Here is a 12612-nt window from a genome sequence, read left to right on the forward strand (position 1 = left end):
CGCCCACTGCGGCAGCATCTCCTTCACCGACCTGCCTCACCTGCGCCAATACCTCGTCGAAACCGCCGACGGCGGCACCTTCGTCGCCGAAGTCTCTCGCCCTTTCGAACGCATCGAAGGCGCGCTACTGGCGGAGTTGGAGCGGGGCTGAGTCAGCCCTGAGAAAAGATAATCGCCGCGGGCGGCCTCTTCGCAACCCGCGGCGGACTCAATTCGAGTAATGCGCTGACACTGACGCGCGTCCTTTGCATACGAATGTCGAGCGTTTGATGGTCTTCCTGTTTTTGTTACTTACTTTCCGTGTTGTTAACAGCCGCTGCGCACCGTGGGAGAGGTGCTTGACGGCTTCAGGAAGATTGCGAGCTGCTCGGTCCTGAGCAACGGCGGGTCGATTACCAACTCCATGTCAGTTCTCGTTCGTGTCGTATCCCTTCACGACTCGCCCTTCCTTGGAACACCGAACTTCCCTCCGTGGAGAATTTGCTGTTCCTGGGCGTTAGAGCGACGAGGCGTAGGAGTTGTCCTCTTCTGGAAGCCGACTTTCTGAAAATATTTTTGTGTTATGGAATGTTGTGCCGCGTCGGTTGCTGGGCGCCGAAAGATTTCGCATTGCGTCATCGTCACCGTCCTGGTGAACGGAAGAATCGCGAGCCCGCTCACGCTTGAGCGGCGATGGGTCGTCGCTGACTCCATGTCGGCGAGCGATCATCGTATACATCCATGGTATGACTCGCGCTTCCTCGGAACAGCGCTCTAACGTCCCTGACAAAGCCGCTGTTCCTAATAGTTGAAGCGATAAATCCAATGAATTTCCGTCGCAGGAAAAAGCACTCGGCTGAAATATTTTCAGATTATGGAATGTGGTAATGCGTCAGTGGCATATGCGAGCAGCTGTGTGCTGCTGGCACAACGCGACGCGCACGCGTTCGAGATAGCGTGCGACGCTGGGCGGCGGATCTGTGACTTTGTCGAGTAACGTTCGAGCGTGCTGAAGCGCATTCGCAGCGCCATCCAGATCGTTAGTAGCTAAGCGAGCCTCAGCGAGCGTCGCATACACCGAAGCGTGTCGACTGGCGGGCTCGGTGTAAACGCGATCAGCCATCGCTGCGGCGTCTTGGGCCATGGTCAGCGACAGCGATGGGTCGAGTTTCGTCGAGTTGCGCGCCACATTGGCGAGTGCGACGACAACCATGGGGTGCTCGCTGCCGAACACACGTTGACGCACTTCAAGCGAGCGACGATGGAGTGCCAAAGCTTCATCAGGCCGGCCACGGTCTTCGGCCAACAGGGCGCGGTTGTTGAGCAAGCTGGCCAGATCGGGATTGCCGTCAGGAAAGAGCTGTTCGTACATGACCTGCGCCTGGGCGTAATACTTCTCTGCGCGTTCATAGTCTTCCAATCCATGCGTGGCGTGTGCGAGATTGTTATAGATGTTGGCTCGATCCAGCGACAGCTGGCCGCCACGTTTGTCCAAAGCAGCTTGCGCGCGCACCAGCCAACGTTCTGCTTCGGGATAGCGCTCCTGAATCAAATGCAGATTGGCGAGATTGCCGAGCAACGTCACATACAGCGGGTCACCGGTCTGCTGTGTGGTCTCCATGGTTGCGATGACCTGCTCATACATAGACTGCGCCTCGTCGACGCGTCCCTGTTCCTGCCGCAGCCCGGCGACGCCGTCAAGCACGCGCAGGGTGCGAATGTCGTTGGCACCAAACTCTGCCTGACTTTCCGTGAGTGCCAACGTCAGTTGCTGCTCGGCGCTGGCGAGTCGATAACGACTGAGCATGCTATAGCCGATCCCGAAGCGGATTTCGGCGGTGAGGTCAGGCCGGTCGGCGAAACGTTCGTCGATGCTGGTGGCGGCGGAATCCAACGCCTGGCTCAGTGTCAACTCGCTGCCGGCATCGAAGGGATCGGACATTTGCAACACGTCGAGCAGGAACTGGTTGACGAGCCGAGTGTCGTCGGCAGCGCGTCTTGCTTCGCCGGCCTGCCACAAGGCCACACCCGTCGCCGTGAAAATCGCGATCCCCGCTAACGTCGCCGCCGCGGTTCCGATGCGATGCCGGCCGATGAACTTGCGTGCGCGATAAAACATCGAATCCGGATGAGCGAGCACCGGCCGCCGCTCGAGATAGCGCTGCAAATCATCCGCCAGCTCACGCGCCGAAGCGTATCGGCGCTCGGGCTCACGATGCATGGCCTTCGCCACGATACGATCAAGATCGGTCGATAGCTGAGCGGCACGCGTGTCGCGGTCGGAGTCAGAGAGCCTGGCCCGCTGCAGAGATCGTCGCAGCGGCTCATGCGTGCCATGACAGACGACCTGCTCGACTTGCGTTGGCGTGAGCTCGGCGAGATCGTAAGGGCGCACGCCGCTCAGCAATTGATACAAAACCACGCCGAGCGAATAGACATCCGAGCTGGTAGTCAACGGCTGGCGCCGTACTTGTTCGGGGCTGGCGTAGGCCGGGGTCATGGCCGTCAGGTGCGTCGCTCCGCCGAAATCCAGATCCGACTCTTCCAGCGTGCGCGCGATGCCGAAGTCCAGCAAACGAGGTTCGCTATCCGCGCCGACCAGAATGTTCTCCGGCTTGAGGTCACGATGCACGATGAGGTGTCGATGCGCTTCCTGCACGCCCTCGCATACTTTGCGAAACACTGCGACCCGTGCAGGCACGTCGAGATGGTTACTGTCGCAGTACTCCAGTAAAGAGCGACCTTGGATGTATTCCATCACCAGGTACGGCATGCCGGAGGCAGTGCTGCCGCCGTCCAGAATGCGTGCGACGTTGCGATGATCGAGCCGGGCGAGTAGGGCGCGTTCGTTTTCGACTCGCTCGATCAAGCGCCGGCGAAACTCCGGCGACATTTCCAAATGCGGCGGCCGAATCACCTTGATGGCGACTTGCTGCTCGAAGGTGTCATCGGCGCGGCGCGCGAGAAACACGACGCCCATGCCGCCGGCATCGAGTCGCCGTAGCAGTTCGTAGTTGCCCAATCGTTCGCCGATGAGCGGCACGGAGACGTGCTCCGGCGAGGTTCCGGCGGGTTCCAGGAACTGACTATCGAGCTGCGCATCGGCATCGAGCAAGCGCTCGACACGTTGGTGCAGCCACTCGGGCAGCTGTTGTCGTCCCAACCATTGGTAACGGGTGTTGCCGGGCTGATCGAGTGCCTGCTCCAGCCAGCGCAGCACCTCGCCCTCGTTGTCGGCCATTCTTGAACTACTCCCGCCTGCCGCCGCTATTCGCGCTGCTAAACTTGGCCGCGTGACCACGGCTCTCACAAAACTGCTGTCCGATTGGCGCCAGGGCGACCTGACTGCGCGCGATCGGGTGATCGACGTTGTTTATCCCGAACTGCGTGCCATCGCCAGCCGCCAGCTCGCCGCCGAACGTCGTAACCATACTTTGCAGCCCACCGCGCTGGTCAACGAAGCTTACATGCGACTGACCGGCGTCGAGCGCGTCGACTGGCGTAGCAGCTCGCATTTCGTGCGCATCGTTGCCCGGTTGATGCGGGAGATTCTGGTCGATCATGCCCGACGGCGAGGCGCGGTGAAACGCGATGGCGGCGAGCAGGTGACACTCACAGGTGTCGATGTTCCTGACAATGGCTCGGATATAGATGTCGAACGGCTCGACGGCGCGTTGGCACGGCTCGAGCAGCTCGATGCCGACAAGGGCCGCATCGTCGAGCTGCGTTATTTCGCTGGTCTGACCATAGATGAAACGGCGCAGGCGCTGGAAATGTCGCCCGCCACCGTGAAGCGGCACTGGCAGGCCGCCCGAGTCTGGTTGCATGAAGCCCTGAAAGATCCGGGTTGATGCTTGCTAAGGCGTAAAGCGGCTCGCGATTGGCTCACGTGAGCCGATTTTCCGTTGCTTTGCGCATCCAGCGTTACGGACGCTTTTGTCCGCAGCGAGGTGGTGGCGATGCGCGGCTTTCAGGCTCTGTTGTTGGGGACTGCGTTGGCCAGTCTGGTCTTGTTCGGCCCGGCCGGTTGCGGCTCCAAAACTTCGGACGACACGCTGCCGGCGGTGAGCACTTCGCCGGGTGAACAGGTTGCGGTGGCACGGACCACAGACATGGAAGCGGCGGACATCATGGATCCTGCCGGTTTCGGCGAGCCCATGGTCGCGGCGACGATCCAAGTTCCCGAAGGCTGGCAGACGCACGGTGGCATGACGTGGGATCGCAGCGGCGAGTGTGTGAGCAACTACGTGCGGCCGAAGTGGTTGGCGCGCTCGGAGGACGGCAGCGAGTTCGAACTCATGCCCGGTTATTCGTGGCAGCTGCAGGGCACGGAGAACATGTTCTATACGTGTCCGACGTTGCCGGTGCGCTCACCGCGTGAGTTGCTCGAGATCGTCGCGCAGCGGTATCCGTCCGTACGGGTTTTGGAATATCGCGATCGCCCGGACATGGCGGCCGAGTCGCCCGTCGCTCAGCGACCGGGGGTGCAAGCTCACTTCGAGGCAGGTGAGATGCTGATCGCTTACCCGCGCGACGGCGAAGAGATTCGCGAGGTGCTGTCGGCGACGCTCAGCATTTCACAAATGCAGGGCCACGTCGCGATCGCCGCGCCAGCGGTGTATGCGATGCGTGCTCCGGCCGGGCAACTCGATCTGCCGCTGGCCGAACAAATTCGTAAATCGCTGAAGGTCGATCAGCAGTGGCTTGCGAGGGCGAATCAGGTCGGCAAGGAAGCCGCTGATCGTATCGCTCGTGCGCAGCGCTCTCGCATCGATTCGTGGCACGCCGGCGAGATGGCCAAGATCAACGCCCGCGGCGCTCGCGAACGTTCGATGATCGCCATGCAGACCAGTCGCGAAGTGGCGCAAATCTATTCCGAAGGCTGGCGCAACTCGCAAGCCACCGACGATCGAATTCAACGTCGCACGCTCGAAGCCATCGGCGGCTACAACACCTACGCCGACCCCTCCGGCGGCGGCACGGTGCGCGGCTCCATCGAATACGATCGGGTGATACGTACCGACGGCGGTGCTTACATCGGTACCAACGATCCCTACTACAACCCCGCCGGCTCCGAGGAGCTGGAACGGATTCCGTAAGCGGCCCCGGTCAATACTGATGTTGCCAATGCGGGGAGGGCAGCTCCCCGCAGCCGCCGTGACCCACGTCACATTCCCGCCTGCCATGCCGGCCGCGCTATCGGCCCGCTAGTTGCCCGCCCTTAGCGGCTCCTTTCCAAACTGTGACCGAGGCCCGCTGACTGGAACGGCGCGTGGTCCGGGAGTTGCACCCTCTAGGGCGTGCGACGGAATACCGACGCCAAAGCAATGACGCTGGTTTTTTGACGATTCACTGACGAAGCAACACACCGCATGGCCACAGCCGCTGCAACTGCCCCTGGCAAGCTCGACCTGAAAGCGATCCTGCGCTCCGGTATCGGTGTGCCGGTGGGCGTGTTGGCCACCTTGGCGATGGTGATCCTGCCGTTGCCGCCGATTGCGCTGGACGTGCTGTTCACTTTCAACATCGCGCTGTCGCTGATCGTGGTGATGGTGGTGTTCTACGTACAGCGGCCGCTGGAATTCGCCATTTTCCCGACGGTGCTGTTGTTGGCCACGTTGCTGCGTCTGGCGTTGAACGTCGCTTCGACGCGTGTGGTGCTGATGCACGGTCACACGGGCGGACATGCGGCGGGCAAGGTGATTGCCTCGTTCGGTGAGTTCGTCATCGGCGGTAACTACGCCGTGGGTGTGATCGTGTTCACGATTCTCACCATCATCAACTTCATCGTGGTGACCAAGGGTTCGGGCCGTATCTCCGAAGTGACGGCGCGCTTCACCTTGGACGCCATGCCCGGCAAGCAGATGGCCATCGACGCCGATTTGAACGCCGGTTTGATCACGCAGGAAGAAGCCCGCACCCGTCGCGGCGAAGTGCGTCAGGAAGCTGACTTCTACGGTTCGATGGACGGCGCCAGCAAGTTCGTGCGCGGTGACGCGACGGCCGGCATCCTGATCCTGATCATCAATATGATCGGCGGCCTGGCCATCGGCATGATGGCGCACGGCATGGCCTTCGGTGACGCGGCTCGCGTGTACACCTTGCTCGCCATCGGTGACGGTCTGGTGGCGCAGATTCCGGCGCTGCTGCTGTCGACCGCGGTTGCCATCATCGTGACTCGCGTCTCCAGCGCTCAGGACATGGGCGGCGAGTTGTCGAAACAACTGTTCGGTCAGCCGCGCGCGTTGGCGATTGCGGCCAGCTTGTTGGGCATCATGGGTGTGGTCCCTGGCATGCCGAACCTGCCGTTCCTGATGATGGCAGCGCTCTGCGGTGGCGGTGCGTACTTGTTACACAAGCGCGCCAAGGAACAGCCTTCGAAGGAAGAAGCCGCTGCCATTGCCGCTGCCGCTGCGCCGCCGCCGCCGGCCGCCGAATCGAAAGAGCTCACCTGGGACGACGTGCAGCCGGTGGACATCATCGGACTGGAAGTCGGTTATCGGCTGGTGCCGCTGGTGGACAAGAATCAGGGTGGCGATTTGTTGGCGCGCATCCGCGGTGTCCGTCGCAAGCTCACGCAAGACCTGGGCTTCCTCGTACAAACCGTACACATTCGCGACAATCTCGACTTGGCGCCAAATTCGTATCGCATCAATCTCGCCGGCGTACCGGTGGGTGATGGCGTGATCTATCCCGAGCGCGAGCTCGCCATCAACCCGGGCAAGGTGTTCGGTCGGCTGACCGGCATCGAGACGCGCGATCCCGCCTTCGGTATGGAAGCAGTGTGGATCGAGCCGTCTATGCGCGATCACGCCCAGACGCTCGGTTATACGGTGGTCGATGCCAGCACCGTGATTGCCACGCACCTGAGCAATGTAATTCAGACACACGCTCATGAGCTGTTGGGCCATGAGGAAGTGCAGCACCTGCTCAATACGCTGGCAAAAACTGCTCCAAAGCTTGTCGAAGATCTCACTCCGCGACTGCTGCCGCTGGGTACGGTGGTCCGCACTTTGCAAGGTCTGTTGGCAGAGCGAGTTCCGATCCGAAATATGCGCACGATCGTCGAAACTTTGGCGGAGCACGCGGCGCGTACCCAGGACCCGGTGCAGTTGCAGTCGCAGGTTCGCGTGGCGCTGGGTCGGCAGATCGTTCAAGACATCGCCGGCATGGCCACCGAGTTGCCGGTGATTACGTTGGAGCCGGATTTGGAGCAGCTGTTGACCAATTCGCTGTCGGGTAACAACGCCGCGACGCCGGGCCTCGAGCCAGGTCTCGCCGAACGCATGCAGCGTCGTCTGGCCGAAGCCGCGCAACGGCAGGAGCTGACGGGCGAACCGGCGGTGTTGTTGGTGCCGCCACAGCTGCGCCAGACGCTGGCTCGCTTCATGCGCTCCATCGTGCCGAGCATGCATGTGCTGGCGTGGAATGAGATTCCGGACAACCGCAAAGTGCGCTTGGTCACTGCGGTCGGTCGCTGAGAGTAGTAGTTAGTAAGTTATGAAGATCAAACATTATCGTGCGGCTGACATGCGGACTGCGTTGCGCCAGGTGCGTGACGCTCAAGGTCCCGACGCGGTGATCCTGTCGAGCACTCGCGTGCCCGGCGGCGTCGAAGTAGTTGCTGCCGTCGATTACGAAGGTGAAGACGCAGCGACGGAACAGTTGGCCGCCGGCATGGACAGCGGCTTGGTCGACACCTACGGCGCAGATCGTCGTAGCAAACAGGAAGTTCCTCAGACTCAGGCTCCGGTTCCGGCTCCGGCAGCACGCGTTCAACACGATGCAGCGCTGTTTGCTAATAGCCGTCCCGCGCAGCCTGCCAGCGCGCCGGCGAATGAATACATGAGTGAGCGTGCCGAGTTGGCGCAGGGTTTTGCGTCGAGTGCGCGCCCGGTTCAGAAGCGTGCGAGCGAACGTGCGCAGCCGTCCAGCCGTTACGCGGTCGAAGCCGAACAGCCGCGCGATATGGATCTGTCGCGGTTCGAGATGGCCGATGCGAACAGCGATGTGAACGAAGAGCTGCGCACTCTGCGCCGCATGTTGGAAACGCAGCTGGCGACGCTGGCCTGGAACGATCTGTCGCGTCGTTCGCCGATCCAGACTGAATTACTGAAGCAGCTGACCCAGCTGGGTCTGGCACAGGAGCTGGCGACTGAAATCGTCACTCAGATGCCGACCCGTCTGGAATTGGCCGAAGCGCATCGTCTGGCGCTGGCGTTGCTGGCAAGAAAGATTGAAACCACTGGCGAGCGTTGGATGGACAACGGCGGCGTGGTGGCTCTGGTCGGCGCGACCGGCGTCGGCAAGACCACGTTGATCGCAAAGCTCGCGGCTCGCTGGGTCCTGCGTCATGGCACTCGCGATATCGCGTTGATCTCCACCGACTCAGTGCGCATCGGTGCCCAGGAACAGATTCATACGCTCGGTCGCCTGCTCGGCGTGCCGGCGTACGCCATCGACGGCACGGCGGAACTCGCCAGCGTGCTCGAACACCTCGGCGATAAGCGTCTGGTGTTGATCGACACCGCCGGCTTGAGCCCGCGCGACCCGCGCTTGGAACAGGAACTCACGATGCTGGCCAACGCCAGCGAGCATATGGAAACCACGTTGGTGCTGTCTGCGTCCGCGCAGGCCGGTGCAATTGAAGAAGCTGTGACGCGGTTCACACCGGCTCGGCCGACCACTTGCATGCTCACCAAGCTGGATGAAGCAGCCAGCCTCGGCGGTGCTTTGTCCACGTTGATTCGCGCTCGCCTGCCGGTGACTTACGTCAGCGAAGGCCAGCGAGTTCCGGAAGATCTAGCTCCGGCCCGGGCGCATCAGTTGATCGCGCGTGCCGTCGAATTGTCTCGTAAGTCTGGCGCCTCAGCGGATGAGGACTTGTTACGTCGCCGTTTCGGCACCGTGGCGCACGCCATTGCATGAACCTGACGACCTTATTCATTTCTCATCTTTGAGCCCTGAGTAGTTATGGAATCCATTCAATCGATCGGTCTGCAGCGTGCCGCCAACCCGGGCCCGGTGCAGGTGATTGCGGTCACCGGCGGCAAAGGCGGTGTCGGCAAGACCAGCGTGTCGGTGAACCTCGCCACGGCCATGGCCAGCGGCGGCCGTCGCGTGATGTTGCTCGATGGCGACCTGGGCCTGGCCAACGTGGACGTATTCCTCGGTTTGTCGCCGCGCTACACAATGGCTCACGTTTTGAACGGCGAACGCACGCTCGAAGAAATAATCCTGGAATCGCCGCATGGCATTCAGGTGGTGCCTGGTGCCTCCGGGGTGGCGGAACTCGCTAATCTTTCTGCCGCAGGTCACCTAAGCCTGGTGCAGGCTTTCAGCGCCATCAGCTCGCAAGTGGACACGCTGATCGTCGATACGTCTGCCGGCATCTCGCATAGCGTGGTGCAGTTCACACAAGCCGCTCAGCACGTGTTGCTGGTGGTGTGCGACGAACCGGCTTCGATGACCGATGCGTATGCGCTGGCCAAGGTGCTGAGTCGCAACCACGGCGTGAATAAGTTCCAAGTAGTAGCGAACATGGCCCGCACACCGGGCGAAGGGGCTGGTTTGTTCGACAAGCTGCAGAAAGTGACCAGTCGCTTCCTGGATGTCACCCTGGAATTCGTTGGGGAAATCCCTGAAGACCCGTACCTGCGTCGCGCAATCCGTGAACAGCGTCCCGTCGTCAACGCCTTCCCGTCCGCGCCGGCGTCCCGTGCATTCAAGAAATTAGCGCAGAAGGCCGATAAGTGGCCTGTGCCGGAGGGCCCGCGGGGCAACCTCGAGTTTTTCGTGGAGCGTCTGGTGCGCCGTCCCCAGGTTCGTCTGGAGGTGGTGCGATGAGCGGTTTGCGTGCTTATCAGGGCGCCGCGAACGCACCCAAGACCGACGCGATGGTGATCCGTCATGCCGAGTTGGTGAAGCGCATTGCCTATCACCTGGCGGGGCGCTTGCCGGCCTCGGTCGAAGTATCTGACTTGATTCAGGCCGGCATGCTCGGCCTGTTGGAAGCCGCATCCAACTACACGGCGGATCGTGGCGCGAGTTTCGAAACGTATGCGGGCATCCGTATCCGTGGCGCGATGCTCGATGCGCTTCGCAAGCTCGACTGGGCGCCGCGCTCGGTACATCGCAAGGCGCGAGCAGCAGCAGCGGCAGTGCGCGAGTTGGAGGCTGAGTTCGGTCGCGAAGCTCGCGATATCGAGATCGCCGACAAGATGGGTGTGTCGCTCGATGAGTATCACCGCATCGCTCAGGATGCGGCGAGCTGCCGGGTCGCGAGTCTGGACGATTCCAGCGGCGATGAAGAGTCGTTGTTGGGTCGGGTGGAAGACGAGGGCGCCGATCCGTTCCTCGACGCTACCGAAGACGGCTTTCGCGTGGCGCTGGCCGGCGCGATCCGAGAGCTGCCGGAGCGCGAGCGCTTGGTGATGTCGATGTATTACGACGACGAGCTGAATCTGAAAGAGATCGGCGCGGTGTTGAAAGTGACTGAGTCGCGGGTTTGCCAGCTGCATGGACAAGCACTGGTGCGGTTGAAGGCTCGACTAGTGGATTGGCGTGACCGCGTCGAGAGCCGGATCTGAAGTTAGGAGTGGCGTAAACGTGAGCAAAGATATGAAGTTCCTGGTGGTCGACGACTTCTCGACCATGCGTCGAATCATCAAGAACCTGTTGAACGATCTCGGTTACGCCAACGTGAGCGAAGCCGACGACGGTCAGACGGCGCTGCCGATCCTGCAGGCCGGCGGTATCGATTTTCTGGTCACCGACTGGAACATGCCCGGCATGCCGGGGCTGGACCTGTTGAAAGCGGTGCGTTCGGATCCGAAGCTGGCCAAGCTGCCGGTGCTGATGCTGACGGCGGAAGCCAAGCGCGAGCAGATCGTCGAGGCGGCGCAGGCTGGCGTGAGCGGCTACGTCATCAAACCTTTCACCGCGGTGACGCTCAAGGAAAAGATCGACAAGATCTTAGAGCAACGCGCCAACGCAGCGTAACGCTGACGTTACGACCCGTCGCGATCATTGAGCTGACCACATCATGACTTCAGGCATAGAAGCGCTGCGCACCGAATACGGTTCGAGCATTGCAACCTTGGCTGGTGCGCTCGCCGCCGGCGATGAAGGTTTGTTTCTTTCCGAACTGGACTTGCTGGTGCATCGGCGCGAACGCACGTTGTTCACCGAGTTGCGCAAGCTGACCGGCGATTTGCAATCGGCGTTGGAACGGTTCAGCGTCGATTCGCGGCTGGTGGATCTGGCTGAAAAAGAAGTCCCGGATGCCCGCGCGCGCCTGGACCATGTGTTGAAGATGACCGACGAAGCCGCTCATCGCACCATGGATCTGGTGGAGCAGTGCGGCCCGCTGGCCGAACGCACGGCGCGTAGCGCCAACGACATCGCCGGCTTGTGGACCAAGTTCCGCGCCCGGCAGATCGAAGTCGATGAATTCCGTTCCATGATCAAGAAGCTCGACGTGTTTCTCGATGCGTCGCGTGGCGATATGGATAAAGTGCGCGGCAACCTGTCCGAAGTGCTGTTGGCCCAGGGCTATCAGGACTTGTCGGGTCAGATCATTCGCGGCGTGATGAAACTGGTCGCTGAGTTGGAGACTGCACTGGTGGATCTCGTGCGCCTGTCGCGCACCGGCCCGCACGCAGTGGCCGCTCCGGCGCCGGCTAGCGACGGCATGTCTCGTGGTTTCGGTCCGGCCATTCCGGGCATCGACAATGGCCCGTCGGTCGGCGGTCAGGAAGACGTGGATTCGCTGCTCGCCGGTCTGGGCATGTAGCTAACCGGCGCTGACTGTTCAAGGGCGATCAGTCAGCACCGCGGCGACGAATAGTAAAGAAAGGATTTAGCTTCGCCCCATGGATATTCTTTCCATCATCGGTTTGCTGCTCGCGGCGTGCGCGATCCTGATCGGCGCCGTGTTGAAAGGCGCCGGGATCCACTCGCTGCTGTCGGGCGCAGCTTTCATGATCGTCATCGTCGGCACCATCGCCGCGATTTTCGTGCAGACCCCGTTGCCGGTGATGAAGCGCGCCATGGCGATCTTCCCGTGGGTGTTTCGTCCGCCCGCCAATCAGCGCGACAGCGTGATTTCCAAAATGGTTGAGTGGAGCAACACGGCTCGCAAGCAAGGCTTGCTGGGCCTGGAGTCGGTGATCGATCGCGAATCGGACGACTTCGTGCGCAAGGGTTTGCAACTGGTGGTGGACGGCAGCGAGCCGGAAATCATTCGTAATGTTTTGGAAGTGGACCTGAGCACGCGCGAGCAGGCCGATACACGGGCTGCCAAAGTGTTCGAGGGCATGGGCATCTACGCGCCGACCCTGGGCATCATCGGCGCGGTGCTCGGCTTGATGGCGGTGATGCAGAACCTCGCCGATCCGGCCAAGCTCGGTCAGGGCATCGCTGCGGCGTTCGTCGCTACCATTTACGGCATCGGCTTCGCCAATCTGTTCTTCCTGCCGGTCGCGAGCAAACTCAAGGTGGCCATTCAGGCCATGAGCCAGACTCGCGAAATGGTGATCGAAGGCATGATCTCGATTGCGCAGGGTGAGAACCCGCGCAGCATCGAGGCCAAGCTGCAAGGTTATCTGCACTAGGCCCGGGCAATCATCATGG

10 protein-coding genes are annotated in these 12612 nt (G+C 61.5%); 9 read left to right on the plus strand and 1 reads right to left on the minus strand.

Translation table 11 applies throughout. From position 1 onward, the window contains the following. Positions 1 to 871 precede the first annotated feature (871 nt). Positions 872 to 3220, minus strand: coding sequence for a serine/threonine-protein kinase (locus JNL55_RS17310; RefSeq protein WP_293856220.1), 2349 nt, complete (start codon positions 3218 to 3220; stop codon positions 872 to 874). A 52-nt stretch (positions 3221 to 3272) separates the two neighbouring features. Here JNL55_RS17310 and JNL55_RS17315 point away from each other — a divergent pair, with 52 nt between their 5' ends. The 9 genes from JNL55_RS17315 (at position 3273) to JNL55_RS17355 (ending at position 12593) form a co-directional block, all read left to right on the plus strand. Beyond that, the gene (locus JNL55_RS17315; protein WP_293856222.1) at positions 3273 to 3830 is read left to right on the plus strand and encodes a sigma-70 family RNA polymerase sigma factor; all 558 of its coding nucleotides are present in this window, start codon (positions 3273 to 3275) and stop codon (positions 3828 to 3830) included. A gap of 108 nt (positions 3831 to 3938) precedes the next feature. After that, on the plus strand, positions 3939 to 5078 hold the full coding sequence (locus JNL55_RS17320; protein ID WP_293856225.1) for a hypothetical protein: 1140 nt from the start codon (positions 3939 to 3941) through the stop codon (positions 5076 to 5078). Positions 5079 to 5351: 273 nt separating this feature from the next. Beyond that, a complete protein-coding gene (gene flhA, locus JNL55_RS17325) occupies positions 5352 to 7460 on the plus strand; it encodes a flagellar biosynthesis protein FlhA (protein WP_293856228.1) in 2109 nt (702 codons plus the stop codon). A gap of 19 nt (positions 7461 to 7479) precedes the next feature. Next, a complete protein-coding gene (gene flhF / locus JNL55_RS17330; RefSeq protein ID WP_293856231.1) occupies positions 7480 to 8907 on the plus strand; it encodes a flagellar biosynthesis protein FlhF in 1428 nt (475 codons plus the stop codon). Between the two features lie 45 nt (positions 8908 to 8952). After that, a complete protein-coding gene (locus JNL55_RS17335; RefSeq protein ID WP_293856234.1) occupies positions 8953 to 9825 on the plus strand; it encodes a MinD/ParA family protein in 873 nt (290 codons plus the stop codon). Next, positions 9822 to 10568 (plus strand): RNA polymerase sigma factor FliA, encoded by a 747-nt coding sequence (locus JNL55_RS17340; RefSeq protein ID WP_293856237.1) that lies wholly within the window; start codon positions 9822 to 9824, stop codon positions 10566 to 10568. Before JNL55_RS17335 ends, JNL55_RS17340 begins: the two co-directional genes overlap by 4 nt. Before the next feature lie 31 nt (positions 10569 to 10599). After that, entirely contained in the window at positions 10600 to 10980 is a 381-nt protein-coding gene (locus JNL55_RS17345; RefSeq protein WP_415923100.1) for a chemotaxis response regulator CheY, read from the plus strand. A 43-nt stretch (positions 10981 to 11023) separates the two neighbouring features. Continuing rightward, positions 11024 to 11773 (plus strand): protein phosphatase CheZ, encoded by a 750-nt coding sequence (locus tag JNL55_RS17350; RefSeq protein WP_293856243.1) that lies wholly within the window; start codon positions 11024 to 11026, stop codon positions 11771 to 11773. A 79-nt stretch (positions 11774 to 11852) separates the two neighbouring features. Further along, positions 11853 to 12593, plus strand: coding sequence for a flagellar motor protein (locus JNL55_RS17355; RefSeq protein WP_293856246.1), 741 nt, complete (start codon positions 11853 to 11855; stop codon positions 12591 to 12593). Positions 12594 to 12612 lie beyond the last annotated feature (19 nt).

This window comes from Steroidobacter sp., assembly GCF_016790065.1.
Lineage (GTDB): Bacteria > Pseudomonadota > Gammaproteobacteria > Steroidobacterales > Steroidobacteraceae > Steroidobacter.